This window comes from Streptomyces sp. NPDC002867 (assembly GCF_053591895.1).
In genome coordinates this window covers 25,887-45,141 of record NZ_JBSFUR010000035.1, presented here as the reverse complement: position 1 = coordinate 45,141, position 19,255 = coordinate 25,887, and the positions used below count along the sequence as shown (strand labels likewise).

The 19,255-nt window shown below is 71.1% G+C and carries 15 protein-coding genes and 1 pseudogene; 7 read left to right on the top strand and 9 right to left on the bottom strand.

Features of this window, described 5'->3' with window-relative positions; all coding sequences use genetic code 11:
* Window positions 1-153: 153 nt before the first annotated feature.
* On the bottom strand, window positions 154-414 hold the full coding sequence (locus ACWD0A_RS26290) for a UBP-type zinc finger domain-containing protein (protein WP_451301950.1): 261 nt from the start codon (window positions 412-414) through the stop codon (window positions 154-156).
* 43 nt (window positions 415-457) lie between these two features.
* Here ACWD0A_RS26290 and ACWD0A_RS26285 point away from each other — a divergent pair, with 43 nt between their 5' ends.
* Window positions 458-2,053, top strand: a complete 1,596-nt coding sequence (locus ACWD0A_RS26285) for a Na+/H+ antiporter (RefSeq protein ID WP_451301948.1) — start codon at window positions 458-460, stop codon at window positions 2,051-2,053.
* On the opposite strand, the gene ACWD0A_RS26280 is transcribed toward ACWD0A_RS26285, so the two are convergent.
* Window positions 2,035-2,979, bottom strand: a complete 945-nt coding sequence (locus ACWD0A_RS26280; protein ID WP_451301946.1) for a 1-aminocyclopropane-1-carboxylate deaminase/D-cysteine desulfhydrase — start codon at window positions 2,977-2,979, stop codon at window positions 2,035-2,037. The genes ACWD0A_RS26285 and ACWD0A_RS26280 overlap by 19 nt on opposite strands.
* A gap of 147 nt (window positions 2,980-3,126) precedes the next feature.
* Between ACWD0A_RS26280 and ACWD0A_RS26275 the strand changes: the two genes are divergently transcribed.
* The 3 genes and pseudogenes from ACWD0A_RS26275 to ACWD0A_RS26265 all read left to right on the top strand — a co-directional run bounded on the left by ACWD0A_RS26275 (window position 3,127) and on the right by ACWD0A_RS26265 (window position 6,527).
* On the top strand, window positions 3,127-4,545 hold the full coding sequence (locus tag ACWD0A_RS26275; protein ID WP_451301944.1) for a family 2B encapsulin nanocompartment shell protein: 1,419 nt from the start codon (window positions 3,127-3,129) through the stop codon (window positions 4,543-4,545).
* An 84-nt stretch (window positions 4,546-4,629) separates the two neighbouring features.
* A pseudogene (locus ACWD0A_RS26270) lies at window positions 4,630-5,661 on the top strand (family 2 encapsulin nanocompartment cargo protein polyprenyl transferase).
* A 422-nt stretch (window positions 5,662-6,083) separates the two neighbouring features.
* A complete protein-coding gene (locus tag ACWD0A_RS26265; RefSeq protein ID WP_451301942.1) occupies window positions 6,084-6,527 on the top strand; it encodes a DUF6304 family protein in 444 nt (147 codons plus the stop codon).
* Between the two features lie 169 nt (window positions 6,528-6,696).
* On the opposite strand, the gene ACWD0A_RS26260 is transcribed toward ACWD0A_RS26265, so the two are convergent.
* The 3 genes from ACWD0A_RS26260 to sodN all read right to left on the bottom strand — a co-directional run bounded on the left by ACWD0A_RS26260 (window position 6,697) and on the right by sodN (window position 12,235).
* Window positions 6,697-11,223 (bottom strand): caspase, EACC1-associated type, encoded by a 4,527-nt coding sequence (locus ACWD0A_RS26260; RefSeq protein ID WP_451301940.1) that lies wholly within the window; start codon window positions 11,221-11,223, stop codon window positions 6,697-6,699.
* Window positions 11,220-11,615 carry an effector-associated constant component EACC1 gene (locus tag ACWD0A_RS26255; protein ID WP_451301938.1) on the bottom strand — a complete coding sequence of 132 codons (396 nt, stop codon included), beginning with the start codon at window positions 11,613-11,615 and terminating at the stop codon, window positions 11,220-11,222. The genes ACWD0A_RS26260 and ACWD0A_RS26255 overlap by 4 nt, the downstream gene beginning before the upstream one ends.
* Before the next feature lie 224 nt (window positions 11,616-11,839).
* Complete coding sequence (gene sodN / locus ACWD0A_RS26250; protein ID WP_089511141.1) at window positions 11,840-12,235, bottom strand: superoxide dismutase, Ni; 396 nt, start codon at window positions 12,233-12,235, stop codon at window positions 11,840-11,842.
* A 149-nt stretch (window positions 12,236-12,384) separates the two neighbouring features.
* Here sodN and sodX point away from each other — a divergent pair, with 149 nt between their 5' ends.
* A complete protein-coding gene (gene sodX / locus ACWD0A_RS26245) occupies window positions 12,385-12,810 on the top strand; it encodes a nickel-type superoxide dismutase maturation protease (protein ID WP_451301936.1) in 426 nt (141 codons plus the stop codon).
* Here the strand turns inward: sodX and ACWD0A_RS26240 are convergent.
* From ACWD0A_RS26240 to ACWD0A_RS26225, 4 genes are all read right to left on the bottom strand, one after another.
* The gene (locus ACWD0A_RS26240) at window positions 12,729-13,343 is read right to left on the bottom strand and encodes a CGNR zinc finger domain-containing protein (RefSeq protein ID WP_451301934.1); all 615 of its coding nucleotides are present in this window, start codon (window positions 13,341-13,343) and stop codon (window positions 12,729-12,731) included. The genes sodX and ACWD0A_RS26240 overlap by 82 nt on opposite strands.
* A gap of 214 nt (window positions 13,344-13,557) precedes the next feature.
* Window positions 13,558-14,319, bottom strand: a complete 762-nt coding sequence (locus ACWD0A_RS26235) for an amino acid ABC transporter ATP-binding protein (RefSeq protein WP_305737814.1) — start codon at window positions 14,317-14,319, stop codon at window positions 13,558-13,560.
* A gap of 3 nt (window positions 14,320-14,322) precedes the next feature.
* Window positions 14,323-15,276: an amino acid ABC transporter permease gene (locus ACWD0A_RS26230; protein ID WP_451301932.1), complete on the bottom strand. Its 954-nt coding sequence runs from the start codon at window positions 15,274-15,276 to the stop codon at window positions 14,323-14,325.
* Window positions 15,277-15,319: 43 nt separating this feature from the next.
* The gene (locus ACWD0A_RS26225) at window positions 15,320-16,285 is read right to left on the bottom strand and encodes an ABC transporter substrate-binding protein (RefSeq protein WP_451301930.1); all 966 of its coding nucleotides are present in this window, start codon (window positions 16,283-16,285) and stop codon (window positions 15,320-15,322) included.
* A gap of 524 nt (window positions 16,286-16,809) precedes the next feature.
* Here ACWD0A_RS26225 and ACWD0A_RS26220 point away from each other — a divergent pair.
* Together ACWD0A_RS26220 and ACWD0A_RS26215 are read left to right on the top strand one after the other, a co-directional pair.
* Window positions 16,810-18,021 (top strand): NAD(P)-dependent malic enzyme, encoded by a 1,212-nt coding sequence (locus ACWD0A_RS26220; protein ID WP_451301928.1) that lies wholly within the window; start codon window positions 16,810-16,812, stop codon window positions 18,019-18,021.
* 208 nt (window positions 18,022-18,229) lie between these two features.
* Window positions 18,230-19,195 (top strand): zinc-binding dehydrogenase, encoded by a 966-nt coding sequence (locus ACWD0A_RS26215; RefSeq protein ID WP_307713462.1) that lies wholly within the window; start codon window positions 18,230-18,232, stop codon window positions 19,193-19,195.
* The last annotated feature ends 60 nt before the right edge of the window (window positions 19,196-19,255 follow it).

The following is a 19,255-nucleotide window of genomic DNA, read 5'->3' as shown; positions in this document are numbered from 1 at the left end:
GCCTGGCGACGCTATCGCGATCCATGGTGCCGTGTCGCCGGGACCCCCGAGCTGATAACTGTCACTCATGGTAAGCACATGAGTACGGACAGTGGCTAGAGGTCTGCGCCGCCCAATTGCGCAGAACCGGGGGATGGTTGACGTACCCAGGCGTCAGACGATCGAACCGTCGACAAAACACCACCGCCACGCCTGCCCCGGCTCGAAGCTGCGCATCACCGCGTGCGCCGTCTCGCGGAAGTGCGAGCTCGCGTGTTTCAGCGGCGACGAGTCGCAGCAGCCCACGTGGCCGCACACCAGGCACAGGCGCAGCTGGACCGGGTGGCTGCCCGCCGCCAGGCACTCCGGGCAGGTCTCGCTCAGCGGCACCGGCTCTGGCCGTGGCAGTTCTGCTACATGGGGACACTCGCTCATGATTGCCAGGTTACGACGCAGGCGACGATACGAGGTCGGTGTGATGGACGCATTGCCACTGGTGGGACTCATCGCGGCGAGCGCCGCGGTCGCGGGCGCCGCCCGCCGGACACCGGTCGCGGCACCGCTGCTGCTGGTCGCGGTGGGACTGATCGCCTCGTACGTGCCGGGCGTCCCCGACTTCCACCTCGACCCGGACATCGTGCTGCCGCTGCTGCTGCCCCCGCTGCTGCACACCGCCGCCCTGGACAGCTCCTACCTCGACCTGCGCGCCAACATCCGCCCGGTCGCGCTGCTCTCCGTCGGCTACGTCCTCTTCGCGACGCTGGCCGTGGGCTACCTCGCCTACCTCTTCGTCCCCGACCTGCCGCTGACCGCCGCGCTCGTGCTCGGCGCGGTCGTCGCACCGCCGGACGCGGTCGCCGCCACCGCCATCGCCCGCAGGCTCGGACTGCCCAGCCGCATCACCACGATCCTCCAGGGGGAGTCCCTGGTGAACGACGCGACCGCGATCACCGCGTACAAGGTGGCCCTCGCCGCCGCGATCGGCGAGGGCGCGAGCTGGGCCGGGGGCCTGGGAGAGTTCGCGCTCGCCGCGCTCGGCGGCATCGGCGTGGGACTGGTCCTGATGATCCCCATCCACTGGCTGCGCACGCACCTCAGGGAAGCGCTCCTCCAGAACACGCTGTCGCTGCTCATCCCGTTCATCGCCTACGCCGCCGCCGAGCAGGTCCACGCCTCCGGCGTGCTCGCGGTCGTCGTCGTCGCGCTCTACCTGGGCCACCACTCCTCGCAGGTCGACTTCGCGACCAGGCTCCAGGAGGAGGCGGTGTGGAAGATGGTCTCCTTCGTCCTGGAGTCCGTCGTCTTCGCGCTGATCGGGCTGCAACTGGCGATCGTGGTGGAGGGCCTCGGGGAATACGGCGTCGGGGAGGCGCTCTGGTACGCCGCCGGGGTGTTCGTCACCGTCGTGGTCGTGCGGTTCGTCTGGGTCTACCCGGCGACCTTCCTGCCCCGCATGGCGTCCAGGCGGATCAGGGAGCGGGAGCCGGACACCACCTGGACCGCGCCGCTGATCGTCGGCTGGGCCGGCATGCGCGGGGTGGTGTCGCTCGCGATCGCGTTCTCCATCCCGCTGACGACCGCGGACGGCGAGGCGTTCCCCGCCCGCAACCTCGTCCTGTTCCTCACCTTCACCACCGTCATCGGCACCCTCGTGGTGCAGGGCCTGACCCTCCCCGCGCTGATCCGCGCGGTGAAGCTGCCCGGACGGGACACGTACGCCGAGACGCTGGCCGAGGCGCAGGCGCAGAGCGAGGCGTCCGCGGCCGCCGAACGGCGACTGGAGGAGCTGCTGGCCGACGAGCGCAACGCGCTGCCCCAGCCGCTGGCCGACCGGCTGCGCACCGTGCTGGAGCGCCGGCGCAACGCCGTGTGGGAGCGGCTCGGCACGGTCAACGAGGTCACCGGGGAGTCGGCCGACGACACCTACCGCCGCCTCGCGCGGGAGATGATCGCCGCGGAGCGGGACGTCTTCGTCGAGCTGCGCAACCGGCGCCGGATCGACGACGAGATGATGCGCACGCTGCTGCGCCGGCTGGACCTGGAGGAGGCCGCGGCCTACCGCGAGGAGGCCTGATCCGCCCCGTCCTCCCGGCCGGTGACCACGGCGACGACCGTACTGCCGGCCGGGAAGGCGCCCTCGGCGGCGAGCACGCTCAGTCCGTAGAGCGCCTTGGCGACGTAGACACGTTCCACGGGCAGCCCGTGCCGCTCCCCGAAGTCCCGGGCGAACGCGTCGAGTACCGGGCTCGTGCGGGCGTACCCGCCGAAGTGGAAGCGGTCGTCGAGCGACCAGTCACCGGCCGGTCCGCCGAACGCCTCCTGCTGCAGGGCGCGTATCGCCTCGCCGAGGAAGCCGCCGCGCAGGACGGGGAAGCCGAGGGCGCGGCGGCCCTGCCCGAGGCCGGCGGCGAGACCGGCGAGCGTGCCGCCCGTGCCGCAGGCGACGGCCACGACATCGACGTCCTCGTCGTGGTCGCGCAGCTCGCGGCCGAGCTCCGTGCAGCCCTGCGCGGCGAGGGCGTTGCTGCCGCCCTCGGGGACCACGTACACGTCGTCGGTCCCGACGCCGGCGGCCCGGAGGAACCGCGCGAGCACGTCGGGGTCGCCCTTGGCGCGATAGGCGGCGCGGTCGGCGAACAGCAGGCGCATGCCGTCGGCCGCGCAGCGGCTGAGGGACGGGTTCAGCGGGCGCGTGGCCAGTTCGTCACCCCGTACGACACCGATCGTGGGGAAGCCGAGCAGGCGTCCCGCCGCGGCCGTGGCCCGCAGGTGGTTGGAGTATGCGCCGCCGAAGGTGAGCACCGACCGGCCGGCGGCGGCGCGCAGATTCGGAGCGAGCTTGCGCCACTTGTTGCCGGGCAGGTCGGGGTGGATCAGGTCGTCGCGCTTGAGCAGCAGCCGCACTCCGTGCCTCTCGAAACGCTCGTCCCCGACGGGCTGCAGCGGTGAGGGCAGCCGGGGCCGCAGCGCGGCGGCGAGGTCGGACGTCTCCCGGTTCACCTCCTCATTGTCGCCGGGTGTACGAGCCGATCCGGCCACTGCCCCGGTCGCGATGATGCAGTCCCACTCATTTGTGTAATGGTGCGACGACGCACTGTGCTGAAACGCTTGCCTCGCAGGTCAGAGACATGATCGGGAGGGAGTCACATGACGGTCGGTTCGGCAGGTTCCGTCGGCGAGGACGTGCATGAGCAGGGGTCCCAGCAGAGTCTCGGCACCGCCGCCGCGCGGAATCTCGCGACCACCACCAAGTCCGCCCCGCAGATGCAGGAGATCACCTCGCGGTGGCTGCTGCGCATGCTGCCCTGGGTGCAGGTGCAGGGTGGCACGTACCGCGTGAACCGCCGCCTGACCTACTCGGTCGGCGACGGCAGGGTGACGTTCGTGCAGACCGGCGACCAGGTCGCGGTCATCCCCGCCGAGCTGGGCGAGCTGCCGGCGCTGCGCGACTTCGGCGACGAGACCGCCCTCACGGAGCTGGCACGGCGGTGCGAGCAGCGGGAGTTCGCGCCCGGAGAAGTGCTGGCCACCGGCGGGGAGGCGGCGGACAGGGTCTACCTGCTGGCGCACGGCCGGGTCGAGCAGATCGGCGAGGGCCCCTACGGGGACGAGGCCGTGGTCGAAGTCCTCGCGGACGGGTCGTACTTCGGCGATCACTCCCTCACGGACCGCGAGGCCGTCTGGCGGTACACGGCGCGCGCGGCCACGGCCTGCACCGTGCTCGTGCTGACCCGGTACGACGTGCTCAACCTCGCCGACCGCGCGGAGTCGCTGCGCACGCACCTGGCGAGCCTCGCCGCACTGCCCCGGCAGCGGACCAACAAGTACGGCGAGGCGGCGATCGACCTGTCCGCCGGACATGTCGGCGAGGCCGTCGTCCCGCACACCTACGTCGACTACGAAGCGGCCCCGCGCGAGTACGAACTGAGCGTCGCGCAGACCGTGCTGAAGGTGCACAGCCGCGTCGCCGACCTCTACAACCAGCCGATGAACCAGACCGAGCAGCAGTTGCGGCTGACCGTCGAGGCGCTGCGCGAGCGCCAGGAGCACGAGCTCGTCAACAACCGCGAGTTCGGCCTCCTGAACAACTGCGACTACGGCCAGCGACTGCAGCCGCACGACGGTGTGCCGAGCCCGGACGACATGGACGAGCTGCTGTCGCGGCGGCGCGGTTCGAAGCTGTTCCTCGCCCACCCGCGCGCGATCGCCGCCTTCGGCCGCGAGTGCAACAAGCGGGGGCTGGTCCCCGACAGCGTCGAGATCGGCGGTCACCAGGTGCCGGCCTGGCGCGGGGTGCCGATCTTCCCGTGCAACAAGATCCCGATCTCGGACGCCCGCACGACGTCCATCATCTGCATGCGTACGGGCGAGGCCGACCAGGGCGTCATCGGGCTGCACCAGACCGGCATCCCGGACGAGATCGAGCCCAGCCTGTCCGTGCGCTTCATGGGCATCGACGAGCAGGCGATCATCTCGTACCTGGTCACGGCCTACTACTCCGCAGCCGTCCTCGTCCCCGACGCCCTCGGAGTCCTGGAGAACGTCGAGGTGAGCCGCTGGCGCTGACCTTGTGCCGCACCGGGGGCGCGCCCCTGCCGCGCCCCCGGCCCGCACAGCCGACCGTTCCCGAGGAAGGACCGCCCCTTGACCATGCCGTACACCGTCGAGGGCCGCGAGGCCGTCGCGCTGCTGGAGCGCGCCAGCGGTGCTGTCCAGCCCGAGCTCCGTTCCGCCGTCGACACCCTGCCGAGCGCCGTGCGCCGTGTGGCGCGGTACCACTTCGGCTGGGAGCAGGCCGGACGGCAGCCCGGCCGCGGGCGCGGGCGGCAAGGCCGTCAGGCCCGCGCTCGTGCTCGCCGCCTGCCGGGCACTCGGCGGCGACCCCGACCGGGCCCTGCGGGCCGCGGCGGCCGTGGAGCTCGCGCACAACTTCACGCTGCTGCACGACGATGTGATCGACGAGGACGCCACCCGCAGGCACCGCCCCACCGCCTGGACGGTGTTCGGCACGGCGGACGCCATCGTGGCCGGTGACGCCGTGCTCGCCCTCGCGCTGCGGCTGCTGGCCGAGGACCCGGCCCCCTGCTCGGTCGCCGCCTCGGCACGGCTCGCGGCCTGTGTCATCGAGCTGTGCGCGGGTCAGCAGGCCGACTGCGCCTTCGAGGAGCGCGCACCCGAGGAGGTCACGCTGGAGGAGTGCCTCGGCATGGCGACGGCCAAGACCGGGGCGCTGCTGGGCTGCGCGTGCGCGGTGGGCGCGCTGTACGCGGGCGCGGGGGAGGGGGAGGTCGCCGCCATGGACGCGTTCGGGCGCGAGGCCGGTCTCGCCTTCCAGCTCATCGACGACCTGATCGGGATCTGGGGCGATCCGGAGCGTACGGGCAAGCCGGCCGGAGCCGATCTGACGGCGCGCAAGAAGTCCCTGCCGGTCGTGGCGGCCCTCGCGTCCGGCACGCCCGCCGGCGCCGAGCTGGCCGCGCTGTACCGGGGTCCGATGAGCCCCGGCTCGGCGGCACGCGCCGCCGGCGCGGCGGAGAGGCCGGGGGTCGTGACTGGGCGCAGACGCAGGCGGCCGAGCGGATGTCGCGGGCGGTGGGGGAGCTGTCCCGCGCCGTGCCGGACCTGGCGGCGGCGGGCGATCTGCTGGCGCTGGCGGAGTTCGTCACCCGGCGCACGCGCTGAGCGCGCGGGCTTCGCCGGTGGCGGGGCCGGTCCCGGGTGCGAGGGAGTTCCGGACGGCTCGGTCCCGCTGTCCGAGGCGCCCGTAGCGGAATATTCTGGCCATATGGACAGTGAAGGACATGGTTCGCACCGCGTCCCGAGGCGTCCGCAGGAGGAGCGCGTCTGCCCTGCCTGCGGCCGGCCTGTCGGCACGGTCGTCAAACGGCACAAGACGCTCGGGGCGTTCGTACCGGTCTGGGAGCCCGGGCCCTGCCACAACCCCGACTGTCCCCTGAGCGTCGAGAAGGACGGCGACGCATCCGGAGACGGCGCATCCGGCGAAGAGGTCGGTCGGACCTGAGCCCGCCGTCCACGGCGCACGCCCAGGGCGTGAAAGGGCACCTCTTGCGCGCCGGAGGACGGCCTAGCGCTACAGTCCGCGCATGTCATCGGAGTCGACTGAGGTCTGCGCGGGCTGGTACCGCGACCGGGCCGGCGCGGAAGCGGTCAAGATAACCGCGGCCGGCGGCCAAGTGCGCACGCGCATCAGAGGTGTTGAGTACGAGGGCGCGACGTTCGCCGCGCTGCGGGCGGAGGGCGGGGGCGGCGTGCTGTCCTCCTGCGTACTGGAATGGGACATGCCGCTGCCCGTCCACGTCGACGGGGGCGTGCAGCAGGCGACGCTGAGCTGCCTGCTGACCCTGGGGGAGCCTGCGCAGGACGGGGCCGGGCCCGACCGGGCGGAGCTCAACCTGACGCTCCACTGCGGCGGCGCCGCGTACGAAGCGTGCGTCGCGGACGGCGATTTCGACGACGCGCTCGGGCGGATCCGGGGCCAGTTGCCGCCGGGCGCCGCGCTCGGCAGCCGCGAGCCGGCCCAGGCCTGAGCGCCGGACAGGCCTTTCGGACTGCCCTGCGGCGTCAGCGCAGCCCCTCCCAGCTCCGGCGCGGGGTGGGGCGCGGGTCCCCCAGGCGATGTCCGGGCCGGGGCGTGCGAGGGCGCACCGCAGTCGCGCCGCTGGGGCCCGCGACGATGGGGCGACGCGGGCCGCCGTGTCACCGGCAGGGCGGCCGGTAGGGACGGTCCGGCAGGTAGTGCTGCCACTGCTGTCGCGTGAGGGGATCGCCGACCGAGTCGCAGAGGTCGCCGATGATCCGTTCCGGGTTGGTGTCCCACAGCTCGACCCCCGCGGACGCTCTGACGACGGCCAGGAATTCGCCGTCCGGGCTGAACCGGAGCGCGTAGAAATCGGCGGCGCGCGTCGAGGCGGGCAGGTAGGAGAGCCGCGCGGGGGCCGTCGGATCGGTCAGGTCCCAGATCTCGGGTCGTTCGTCGGCGACCACGGTCTCCTTCGCGGTCAGGGCGAGGCGGGTTCCGTCGGGGCTGAAGGCGATGGGGCTGCCGAAGGTGCCCACGGTCACGCGGGACACCTCGTCGGTGACCCGGTGCCCCTCGATGCGCCACAACCTCAGCGTGCCCCCGCTGTCGTACACGGCGAGCAGTTTGCCGTCCGGCCGGAACGCGACGTGCGCCGAGTCGATTCCGCCCGGAAGAGGGCGTGCCCATCGTTTCTCGGGATGTGCCGGGGCGGTGAGGTCCCAGCCCTCCAGCTCGTCGGCGGCCTGGGGCCGGGGATCGTCGGGGTCGGCGAAGGGGGAATCGGTCAGGAGGAGCGTCTCGCCGTCCGGGGAGAAGTCCAGTTTTGTGGTCGACGCCTCGATCCGGGCGATCTGCCGCGGACGTTCGGGATCCGCGATGTCGTATATCCGTACGACCGGCGGCTTGCGGTTGCGGTCCCTCCAGCCGTTCATGTCGGACACGGCCAGGACGGGCCTGGTGGGGCTGAAGGCGATTGCCTGCACGCCGTTGTCCAAGTCGTCGATGGTGGACAGCGGCCGACTGCGTGGGGGCGCCGCGGTGTCGCGCAGCCGGAGGCCGACGTATTGCGGCTTCTTGCCCTTCTTGCCTGCCTTATTGCCCTCGTACACCTCCACATCGGCGAGGAGGCGCCCGTCGGGGCTGAGGGCGATGTCCCCGCCGGTGAACATGTCGGGGGAACGGGTCGTGGCCAGGAGTACGGCCGAGCCCGGCAACTCCGTCACGTCCCACAGGTAGTTCACGCCCACTCCTTGGAGGGCGATCAGTGACTTCTTGCCGGCCAACCGGTAGTCGAACTGGCCTCCGGTTCCGGGCGTGGCCGGGAGAAACGCCTCGGCACCCGGCTGGGCGGAGTTGTTGAGGTACGAGACGCGCACACCCCGGTCGGTGGCCTGCAACAGTCTGCGGGGCTTTCCGGGATCGAACAGGATCATTCCCGCCTCGCCCCATTTGCCCTCGCCGCCGCCCGACGCCCCGGACAGAATCGCACCGGGAACGACGGTCCTCTGATAGATCCACACGTGCCAGGTGCTGCCGCAGGCCGCGACGACGTACTCGCGGATCGGGCTGAACGCCACGGACGTCAGGCCCTCGCCGCAGTAGGTGGGCGTGTCGTCCGTCGAGCCGTCCTTCGGCCCCATGCGCCGGGGCTTGTCCGGAGTGTCCAGCCGCCACAGCCCCAGGTCGCTGCGGTCCCCCTCCGTGACCGGTGCCGCGAGTATCCCCCCGCTGGGGTTGAAGGCCAACCGGTGCAGCGGCCTGGGGTTGACCAGAGTGCTCCGGTCGTACTTCTCCCCTTCGAGCACGGTGACTCGCTCGGGGCGCTCGGCGTCGGCCGTGTTCCAGAGCTGGATCCGGCCGTCCACGCTCATGCTGGCGAGCAGATCACGCTTGGGGGACACAGCCAGGGAGTCGACCCGCGCGGAATGCGCTCGCAGCGTGGGCAGCGGCCTGGGCGCGGCCCGGTCGCCGATGCCCCAGACGCGTATCTCACCGGTCGTCAGGCCGCCGTACAGGGTTTTGCCGTCCGTGCTGAGTGCGAGCGCGTGGACGGCGTGACGCAGTTGCGGCGCGGCGGTCTGCCTGGGGTGCGCGGGATCGGATATGTCCCACAGCCTCACCCATGCCGTCTTCGGCCGACGCTCGTCGTAGGTGACTGCGGCGAGGGTGCGGCCGTCCCGGCTCACGGTGACCGGGCCGACGACGCTCGCTCCGATCCGCGCGGACCCGCCCCGGAAGCGCAGCTCGATCGCGTCGCCGACGGAGATCACGAGTATGCGGCCGTCGTCGCTGTAGGCGAGGTCATGGGCCGCTTCCTCTGCGTTGATCACGCCCGGTGTGCGTCGGCTGTTGAGCAGTGCGCCGCGGCCCGCGTCCTGGTTCATCCGGTACGCGATCAGGCTGAGTTGCTTGGCCAGACCGGGCTGTTGGTCGCGGAGCTCCTCGGCCTCGGCCGCGAGATAGCGGGCCAGGTCGCGCTCGTGTGCCCGCTCGGCCTGTCGCTGGAACACGACGGAGCCGATCAGCCCCGTGGAGGCGAGCACGGCCAGCACCGTGAGGAAGGCGACCGCGGTCCGGCGCCTGCGGACACCCCGGCGTTCCTGCCGCCAGGAGGCGTCCACGAACTCGGCGGGCACGGAGCCGGGTTCGAGCGTCTGGGCCGGGTCCGATGCGGCGCGCTCGCGCAGGGCGGCCAGTCGGTTTCCCCGGTACAGAAGGGACGGATCCCGCCCGGCGCGCTCCCACGCCCCGGCGTCGGCGGTGAGTTGCTGGCGGGCCCGCAGCCGGTCGCGGTCCGCGTCGATCCATTCCCGCAGCCGGGGCCAGGCGCGCAGCAGGGCCTCATGGCTGATCCGGGCGGTGTCGTGGTCGAGGGTGAGCAGCCGCGCCCGGGTCAGCGAGTCGATCGCCCGCCGCGCGGCCTGTGTGTCGGGCAGGCCGTGCAGGAGCGCGGAACGGTCCAGGGGCCGGGCGGTGTCGGCGGAGTCCTCGCCCACGTGCACCAGCCGGGGCAGCATGAACCTGACGGCTTCCCGGCCCGCCGGGTCGAGTGCGTCGTACACGTCGTCGGCGGTGGTCTTGATCGCCTCCGAGATGCCGCCGACGGCGCGGTACTCGGCGACGGTGAGCCGGGATCCCGCGCGCCGCAGCCAGGTGGCCCACAGGACGTGCGACAGCAGCGGCAGCGCCCCGGCCGCCGGCTGCCGGTCGGCTGTCGCGCCGAACTCGTGCAGGATGACGTCCGCGAGCCCGTCGTCGAGCACCAGCCCGACGGCGGCGGCCGGTCGCTCGATGGCCGCGCGGAGTTCGTCGGGGGTCATCGGCTCGACCAGCAGCTGGGCGTCGCGCAGTGAGGCGAGCAGTTCGGGGTGGGCGGCAGCCCGGCCGTAGAAGTCCGCCCGGAGGGCGAGCACCACCAGCGCCCGCGGCCCGCCGTCGCCGGACGTCCGGGCGACGGCGGTCACCGCCCGCAGGAACGCGGTGCGTTCCGAGGGGTCGGGGCAGAGGGTGAACACCTCCTCGAGCTGGTCGACGATCAGGATCAACCGCTGCTCGGGACGGGCGGTCAGCAGCCGGTCGGCCAGCTCGGCGGCGTGGTCGGGATCCGCCCGCAGGAGATCGGCGCTGTCCGGCGGCGCGTCGAGCTGCGCGGCCAGCCGCCGGAGCGGGCTCCGGTCGGGGGTGAGGCGCAGCGGGAGCCAGGAGGTGGACCCGAGCAGGCCCTTCTCGCGCAGCCTCGCCGTCAGCCCGGCGTTGAGCAGCGAGGTCTTCCCCGAGCCGGAGGGGCCGACCAGGACCAGAGGACCGGGCCGGCCGGACCCGGCGACCGTCGCCAGTCCGGCGAGCACCCGCCCGGTCATGTCGTCGCGGCCGAAGAACACGTCGGCGTCGTCCGGCCCGAAGGCGTCCAGGCCCGGATACGGGCAGCGGCCCTGAGCCGGTTCCGTCTCGTCAGGAGGCCGGGGCCGTGCCGGCACCGCCGGGTTGGGCGCGATGACGAGCTGCCCCGAGCGGTCTCCCGCCTGACGCCGGGGCAGCGGCCTCTGCCGGTCCCGCATCATCCGGAAGACCCCGTCGAACACCGCGTCCAGGGTCAACTGGGGCAGTCCACGCGGGTCGCCGTGCGTCAGCAGTTCGATGACTGCTCCGGTGAACGCCGTGTGCACCGCGTCCGGGGGCGCGAGGGCCAATTGCTCGGCGGACCCCATGAGGTACATCCCGTGCGCGGGCGTCATGGCGAGCGAGGGAACGGACGGTCCGCCGCTCAGTGACACACGCCCGGAGAAACAGCAGTCCAGCACCACGGCGACGGACGAGCCCGGGCTGGCGCCGAGCGCCTGCCGCAGCGAGGAGAACGACAGCGCCTGGTGCCCGGCCATACCGGGCGTCAGGCGATCGGTGCTGCTCGCGGCCAGGTACAGCTCGCCGTCCGGGCCGAGCAGACCGTGGCCGATGAACCAGACGAGCAGCACGGAGTCCGCCCGCTGGGCTTCCTCGGTGACGGCCCGCGCCATGGTCTGCGCGTCGGCCGGGTCGAGCAGCGTGCGTAATCGGTCGGGCCGCACCCCGCACCGTTCGACCAGGACCGTGCGCAGATCCCGCAGGGAGGTGGCTGCCGACGGGACCGACGGCAGCAGGGGGCCCTGATGCGTGGACGTGGCGATCAGCAGGACCCGAACGCCCGTGCCGGACAGGTCGGTCACGGCAGCTCGCGACGCTCGGGCTCGTCCTCCTGACGCCCCAACAGTTCCGCGACCTCGGCCACTTGCTGCTGGAGCGCTTCTGTGTCGAGTCCGGCCACACGTTTGGCGTTCAGCTCCAGCGAACTGCGGTCCGGAAGAGTCACTTTGATGTGGACGTCTCCCCGGCGGGTGCGCAGCCAGGCGATGAGCCCGGTGGCGAACGCCGTCGCCGCACCGGCCGGGCCGAGAGCCACCGTCAGTACGTCCAGCACCGGCCCCAGCGTGCCGGGCTCCGGCGGCCGCTCCTTGCCGTCGACGCGGCCCCGCAACTCCTCGACGCCGGCCAGCCATTCCTGAAGGGAACGCAGCCGGTCGCCCGCCTCAGGGCCTTCCGCGATCACTGCAATGTCCATTGCTCCCCCGTCCCTACCGCCACGCACGGTCTCCGAGCTGTCACTGCTGCGAGCGAGGCTAGCGATGTTCCGCCGCGGCTGACCAGAGGCACATGGGCGGCGGTGCGAGGAAAACGACCGCACCCGGTCCGGCATGGACGCCGTGCTCGGCGGCCTGCGGACCGGGTGCGGTCGGGTGGGCGATGGACCCGCGGACGGGCGGGCCGGGCAGCCCGGGCCAGGGGTCAGGCCTTCTTGGTCTCCCAGAAGATCTTGTCGATCTGGGCGATGTAGTCCAGGGCCTTCTGGCCCGTCGCCGGGTCGGTCGACGCCTTCGCGGCCGACAGGGCCTTCAGCGCGTCGTTCACCAGCTGGTGCAGCTCCGGGTACTTCTCGAAGTGCGGGGGCTTGAAGTAGTCGCTCCACAGCACCGACACGTGGTGCTTGGCGAGCTCCGCGCGCTGCTCCTTGATGACCGTGGCGCGGGCGCGGAAGTGCGGGTCCTCGTTGGCCTGGTACTTCTCCTGAACGGCCTTGACCGACTCCGCCTCGATGCGGGCCTGGGCCGGGTCGTAGACACCGCAGGGCAGGTCGCAGTGAGCGCTGACCTTCACCTTGGGGGCAAACAGGCGGGAGAGCATGGAGCTGTCCTTCCTCGTGATCGTCTTCTCAGGTGGGAGATTACTCCGTGACGGTCGGGTTTTCGCGAGTGCCCCCAGGGGCTTAGGACAAAAGTCCGGGGCCGCCATGGGACCGGTGGCGGAACGTACGGTGGAGCCGGAGGTGGCCGATGAGTGAGCAGGGGCATGAGGCGAGAGCGCCGTTCGGCATCGCCGAGGTGACCGGCCGTTCGATGTATCCGACGCTGTGGCACGGCGACCAGTTGCTCGTGCACCACGGCGCCGAGGTGCGCCCGGGGCACGTGGCCGTACTGCGTCATCCCCTGCAGCAGGACCTGCTCATCGTGAAGCGGCTGATCGAGCGGCGTGACGGCGGCTGGTGGGTCCTCGGGGACAATCCGGACGCCGAGGTCGTGGACAGCCGCGCGTTCGGCGCCGTGCCGGACGAGCTGGTTCTCGCGCGGGTGTACGCCCGGTACCGCCCCATGCTGCCCGGGCGTCGGCGCACCCCCTTCTACGTGGGGTCCTGGGCCGTCTCTGCGCTGCGGCTCGTGCTCGCCGACCGCTCGGTCTCCAGGCGCTTGCGGGCGCGGTAGGCCGCCACGTTGGCGCGGGTGGCGCAGCGGTCGGAGCAGTAGCGGCGCGAGCGGTTGGTCGAGGTGTCCAGGTAGGCGTTGCGGCAGGGGGCCGCCTGGCACAGGCCGAGGCGCTCCACCCCGTACTCGGTCAGGTGGAAGGCGAGGCCCATCGCCGCGATGGCCGCGTATCCCGCAGTCGCGTTCGACGGGTGGTCGGCGAGGTGCATGTGCCACTTGGGCCGGCCGTCCTCGTCCCGGTAGTCGTGTCCGGAGATCTGCGGGCTGACCGGGAACTCCAGCAGCAGCGAGTTGAGCAGGTCGACCGCCTGGGTCTCCTCGCCCCCGTCGGCCGCGGCGAAGACGGCGCGCAGCCGGGCGCGTACCGACCGGAAGCGGGTGACGTCCGAGTCCGTGGCGCGGCGCGCGGCCTGCGTCGAGGGGCCGAAGAGGTCCCGGACGGCCTCGACGGAGGTGAGCGAGTCCTGGTTGCGGCCCGGCTCCTCGGTGTTGACCAGGCGCACGGCGTAGTCCGAGTAATAGGCCAGTTCCACTTGTAGTCCTTACCGCAACGGTCTGGTGTCGGCGTAACAGCCGGTGTTGCTTCGAGGGTATTACGGGCGAGAGGGTTACGGTCCGCCGACCACATGAAGGACGAGTCGACGCGCCGCATCAACGCGCGCCGGCACGGAGAAAGGGGCGGTACGGACCTCGCGTCCGTACCGCCCCACTCGCCCGCTCTCCAGGACCTTCGCCAGGACCTTCGCCCTACAGGACCTTCGACAGGAACGACTTCGTGCGGTCGTGCTGCGGGTTCGTCAGGACGTCGCGCGGGTGGCCGGACTCGACCACCACGCCGCCGTCCATGAAGACCAGCGAGTCGCCGACCTCGCGCGCGAAGCCCATCTCGTGCGTCACGACGATCATCGTCATGCCGTCCTCGGCGAGGCCGCGCATGACGTCGAGGACGTCACCCACCAGCTCCGGGTCGAGGGCCGAGGTCGGCTCGTCGAAGAGCATCAGCTTCGGCTCCATCGCCAGCGCACGGGCGATGGCGACGCGCTGCTGCTGGCCGCCGGAGAGCTGCGAGGGGTAGTTCCCGGCCTTGTCGGCGAGCCCGACCCGGTCGAGCAGCCGCTCGGCCCGCTCCCGGGCGACGGCCTTGGTCTCGCCCTTGACCTGGATCGGCGCCTCCATGACGTTGGCGAGCGCCGTCATGTGGGGGAACAGGTTGAAGCGCTGGAAGACCATGCCGATGTCCCGGCGCTGGGCCGCGACCTCGCTGTCCTTCAGCTCGTAGAGCTTGTCGCCCTTCTGCCGGTAGCCGACCAGGTGGCCGTCGACCGACAGCCGGCCGGCGTTGATCTTCTCCAGGTGGTTGATGCACCGCAGGAAGGTGGACTTGCCGGAGCCGGACGGGCCGACCAGGCAGAACACCTCACGCGGTGCGACCTCGAGATCGATGCCGCGCAGGATGTGGGCGGAACCGTAGGACTTGTGGACGCCCTCGGCCTTCACCATGGGGGTCATGTGTCACACCCCCCTGGGGCTGTTGCGGGACAGCAGATTGGCCTTGACCCTCTGCCAGGGTGTCGGCGGCAGCTGCCGCAGCGAGCCGCGGGCGTAGTACCGCTCGACGTAGTACTGACCGACGCTGAACACGCTGGTCAGGGCCAGGTACCAGACGGAGGCCACCAGCAGGGTCTCCATGATGGCGAACGACGTGGAGCCGATGTTCTGCGCGGCGCGCAGCAGCTCCGTGTACTGGACCGCGGAAACCAGGGACGAGGTCTTCAGCAGGTTGATGAACTCGTTGCCGGTCGGCGGCACGATCACCCGCATCGCCTGCGGGAGAACGATGCGCCGCATGGTCTTGCCGCTGGACATGCCGAGCGCGTGCGAGGCCTCGGTCTGGCCCTCGTCGACCGACTGGATGCCGGCCCGGACGATCTCGGCCATGTACGCGCCCTCGTTCAGGCCCAGGCCGAGCAGCGCGACCATGAACGGGGTCATCACGTCGACCATCTCGTCCTTGTAGAACCCAAGGTTGAGGATGGGGAAGATCAGCGCGAGGTTGAACCACAGCAGGAGCTGTACATACACGGGCGTGCCGCGGAAGAACCAGATGTACAGCCAGGCCACCGCACCGGTCACCGGGTTCTTCGACAGCCGCATGACCGCGAAGAGGATGCCCAGGAACAGACCGATCAGCATCGACAGCACGCTGATCAGCAGCGTGCGGCCCATGCCGGTGACGATCCGGTCGTCGAAGATGAGGTCGCCGACCGTCCCCCAGGTGACGTCGCCCTGGGAGAACGAGTAGGCGAGCGTGCCCAGGAGGGCCACGACGACCACACCGCTGATCCAGCGGCCCCAGTGCCGGACCGGGATGGCCTTGATCTGCTCAGGGGGCGTGAAGGCCCCCTTGTCGACCGCCGTCGTCGCCGGTGGCCCGTCGGCGGGTGTCTTGTCGAACTTGTCAGTCACAGTGACTGCCCTTCAGTGGAACGCTTGAGGCTGGTACGTCGGATCACTGGCCGGCGTTGATGGTCGCCTCGGTCACGGCGCTGTCCTTGACGTCCCACTTCTCCAGGACCTTCGCGTACTCGCCGTTCTCGATGATCGCGTTCAGGGCGTCCTTGAGCGCGTCGCGCAGCTGGGTGTTGTCCTTGTCGACGGCGATGCCGAAGGGACCGGCCTCGGTCTGGTCGCCCGTGACCTCGAAGTCGTTGCCGCCGCCCGCGGTCTTCGCGATGTGCGCGGCCACGGGGTAGTCGTTGAGGTCGGCGACGGCGCCACCGGACTTCACACGGGTCTGGGCCTCGGCGTCGGTGTCGAACGCCTCGATGGTGAGCTTGCCCTTGCCGTCCTGCTCACACTTGGTGGCCTGCTTCTTGAACGTGTCGTGGTAGGTCGTGCCGCGCTGGACGGCCACCTTCTTGCCGCACAGGTCGTCGAGGGACTTGATGTTCTCCGGGTTGCCCTTCTTGACGAGCAGTGAGACACCGGAGTTGAAGTAGTCGACGAAGTCGACGCCCTCGCCGGTCTTCTTGCCCTTGTCGTCCAGACCCTGCTGGCGGGCCTTCGTGTCGCTCATGGCGGACATGACGATGTCCTGGCGGCCGGTGTTGAGCGAGGAGATCAGGCCGTCGAAGGTACCGCTGGTGAACTCGAACCGGACGCCGAGTTCCTTGCCCATGGCGGCGGCGATGTCGGGGTCGATGCCGACGATCTTGCCACCCTCCTCGTACTCCATCGGGGCGTAGGCGGCGTCCGTGCCGACCTTGATCACGCCGGAGTCCTGGTACTTCTTCGGAAGCTTGTCGAAGAGCGGGGCGCTCGTGGACTTGGTGCCCTCGGTCTGGGCGGTCTCGGATCCGGAGTTCGTCTGGTCACCGCAGGCGGTGAGCACCAGCGCGCCGGCGACCGCGAGCGCACTGACTGCGGTGATCCGGGACCTGGCGGCAGTCGTACGACGGGTGAAGCTTGCGGTCATGATCGGGGTCCTCCGGCATGTGTAGAGGGGCGTTACGAGCAGCTGTGCACTCACCTTCGAGTGTCGCCAGCTTGTGTGTTTTCGGCATCTTGCCATTCGGACTGGCCCATTCAGGGGGACGCGCATGTCAAAATCGGATAACGGGAAACCCCCGAACCTCAGCGGGCCGGTACATCAAGGCCGGACCATTCGCTGGAATACCACCTTCCGGCCGGAAGATCTCCCGTCGCCCCATGATTCGGACGGGTACATGACAGAGGGTTGAGTTGTCCGTTTTGGCGCTATGAGCCACATCACCGCGCCGATACCGACTCGTCCGCGGTGCGGTCTGTCCGGTATGAAGGATCCTTACACCCCTCATCCGGGGCTACGGGCGCGTTGTGCGGCGCGCCCGCGCGTGCGTGAGAACCCTCTGCCGGGGCGGGCCAACCGCCCGGTGCAGGGGACGGACGCGGTGCCCGCCCACCCCTCCTCAACCAGGAGCGGCCACCCTCAACTGATGAAGACTTAAGGGGTCAACCACAATGGCAGCGGAGATCGTCAATCCTCGCAGCGACAAGGCCGGCACGGAGAGTTCCGACGAGCCCTTCGATCCGGCGTTCGCGCTGCACCGCGGCGGCAAGATGGCCATCCAGGCCACCGTGCCGGTGCGGAACAAGGACGACCTGTCCCTCGCGTACACGCCTGGTGTCGCCAAGGTGTGCACGGCTATCGCCGAGAAGCCCGAGCTCGTTCACGACTACACCTGGAAGTCCCAGGTCGTCGCCGTCGTGACGGACGGGACCGCGGTGCTCGGCCTCGGCGACATCGGCCCGGAGGCGTCCCTCCCGGTCATGGAGGGCAAAGCGATCCTCTTCAAGCAGTTCGGCGGCGTGGACGCGGTTCCGATCGCCCTCGCCACCACGGACACGGACGAGATCGTCGAGACCGTCGTGCGCCTCGCGCCGTCCTTCGGCGGAGTGAACCTCGAGGACATCTCGGCGCCGCGGTGCTTCGAGATCGAGCGCAAGCTCCAGGAGCGCCTCGACATCCCCGTCTTCCACGACGACCAGCACGGCACCGCGGTGGTCACCCTCGCGGCCCTGCGCAACGCGGCCAAGCTGACCGGACGCGGGCTCGGTGAGCTGCGCGCGGTCATCTCGGGCGCCGGCGCTGCCGGTGTGGCCATCGCGAAGTTCCTGCTGGAGGCGGGGCTCGGGGACGTGGCGGTCGCCGACCGCAAGGGCATCGTCAGCCGTGACCGCGAGGACCTGACCCCGGTCAAGCGCGAGCTCGCCGAGCTCACCAACCGGGCGGGCCTGTCGGGCTCCCTGGAGACCGCGCTCGCCGGCGCGGACGTCTTCATCGGCGTCTCGGGCGGCACGGTGCCGGAGGAAGCGGTCGCGTCGATGGCTCCGAACGCGTTCGTGTTCGCCATGGCCAACCCCAACCCGGAGGTCCACCCGGACGTCGCGCACAAGTACGCGGCGGTCGTGGCCACCGGCCGTTCGGACTACCCGAACCAGATCAACAACGTCCTCGCGTTCCCGGGCATCTTCGCGGGCGCGCTCCAGGTCCGGGCCTCCCGCATCACCGAGGGCATGAAGATCGCCGCTGCGAACGCGCTGGCGGACGTGGTCGGTGACGCGCTGTCGGCCGACTACGTGATCCCGTCCCCGTTCGACGAGCGGGTCGCCCCCGCGGTCACCGCGGCGGTCGCCGCCGCCGCGCGCGCGGAGGGTGTCGCCCGGCGCTGACGCGCCGCGACGGGCCGCGGCCATCCCGTGCGGGGGTGGGCCGCGGCCCGTCGCGCATTTCCGGGGGCGCGCTGGGTCGAACGGGTGATGCGGGGGCTGCCGCTCCGGCCGCGTACCGCACAGGGGAGAACCGAGCCACGAAGAAAGCAGCGCGCGTCACACCGATGTGTGGTTCCGCCACGCACCGGGCCGTCCTAGTCTCAAGGTCATGTTCGCCGCCTACGCCGCCCGCATCGACCGCGACCAGCCGCTGAACGGACTCGAACTGGGCGAGCGCCCCGCTCCTGAGGTCCGTCCCGGCTGGACGACCGTGAACGTCAAGGCCGCCTCCCTCAACCACCACGACCTGTGGTCGCTGCGCGGCGTGGGTCTCGGCGAGGACAAGCTGCCGATGATCCTCGGCTGCGACGCCGCCGGCGTCGACCAGGACGGCAACGAAGTGGTCCTCCACTCCGTCATCGGCCAGAGCGGCCACGGCGTCGGCCCCGACGAGCCCCGCTCCATCCTCACCGAGCGCTACCAGGGCACCTTCGCCGAGCAGGTCACCGTGCCGTCCTGGAACGTGCTGCCCAAGCCGAAGGAGCTCACCTTCGAGGAGGCCGCCTGCCTGCCGACCGCCTGGCTGACGGCGTACCGGATGCTGTTCACCAACGCGGGCGTCCGGCCGGGGGACTCCGTCCTCGTGCAGGGCGCGGGCGGTGGCGTCGCCACCGCCGCGATCGTGCTCGGCAGGGCGGCCGGCCTGCGGGTGTACGCCACGAGCCGGGACGAGGCCAAGCGCAAGCGGGCGGTCGACCTCGGCGCCGAGGAGGCGTACGAGCCGGGCGCGCGGCTGCCCCGGCGCGTGGACGCCGTCATCGAGACCGTCGGCGCGGCCACCTGGTCCCACTCGGTCAAGTCGCTGCGGCCCGGCGGCACGCTGGTGATCTCGGGCGCGACGAGCGGCGACCGGCCCTCGCACGCCGAGCTGACCCGCATCTTCTTCCTGGAGCTGAAGGTCGTGGGCTCGACGATGGGCTCCAAGGACGAGCTGGAGGACCTGTTGTCGTTCTGCGCGGCGACCGGTGTGCGGCCGGTGATCGACCAGGTGCTGCCGCTCGACCGGGCCAGGGAGGGCTTCGAGAAGCTGGCCTCCGGCGACCTGTTCGGGAAGATCGTCCTGACCAATCCGTGACGGACTCTTGATGGACCGTCAGTTCTGCTGATGGGATCTCCGGCACTGTCGACCGACCGT

What these genes read in the sequence shown, in the direction of transcription:
- ACWD0A_RS26290 (WP_451301950.1), bottom strand. Translation starts at nt 414, where the DNA reads ATGAGCGAGTGTCCCCATGTAGCAGAACTGCCACGGCCAGAGCCGGTG.
- ACWD0A_RS26215 (WP_307713462.1), top strand. Translation starts at nt 18,230, where the DNA reads ATGTTCGCCGCCTACGCCGCCCGCATCGACCGCGACCAGCCGCTGAAC.
- ACWD0A_RS26255 (WP_451301938.1), bottom strand. Translation starts at nt 11,615, where the DNA reads ATGGACATTGCAGTGATCGCGGAAGGCCCTGAGGCGGGCGACCGGCTG.
- ACWD0A_RS26285 (WP_451301948.1), top strand. Translation starts at nt 458, where the DNA reads ATGGACGCATTGCCACTGGTGGGACTCATCGCGGCGAGCGCCGCGGTC.
- ACWD0A_RS26235 (WP_305737814.1), bottom strand. Translation starts at nt 14,319, where the DNA reads ATGACCCCCATGGTGAAGGCCGAGGGCGTCCACAAGTCCTACGGTTCC.
- ACWD0A_RS26220 (WP_451301928.1), top strand. Translation starts at nt 16,810, where the DNA reads ATGGCAGCGGAGATCGTCAATCCTCGCAGCGACAAGGCCGGCACGGAG.
- ACWD0A_RS26265 (WP_451301942.1), top strand. Translation starts at nt 6,084, where the DNA reads ATGTCATCGGAGTCGACTGAGGTCTGCGCGGGCTGGTACCGCGACCGG.
- sodX (WP_451301936.1), top strand. Translation starts at nt 12,385, where the DNA reads ATGAGTGAGCAGGGGCATGAGGCGAGAGCGCCGTTCGGCATCGCCGAG.
- ACWD0A_RS26275 (WP_451301944.1), top strand. Translation starts at nt 3,127, where the DNA reads ATGACGGTCGGTTCGGCAGGTTCCGTCGGCGAGGACGTGCATGAGCAG.
- sodN (WP_089511141.1), bottom strand. Translation starts at nt 12,235, where the DNA reads ATGCTCTCCCGCCTGTTTGCCCCCAAGGTGAAGGTCAGCGCTCACTGC.
- ACWD0A_RS26225 (WP_451301930.1), bottom strand. Translation starts at nt 16,285, where the DNA reads ATGACCGCAAGCTTCACCCGTCGTACGACTGCCGCCAGGTCCCGGATC.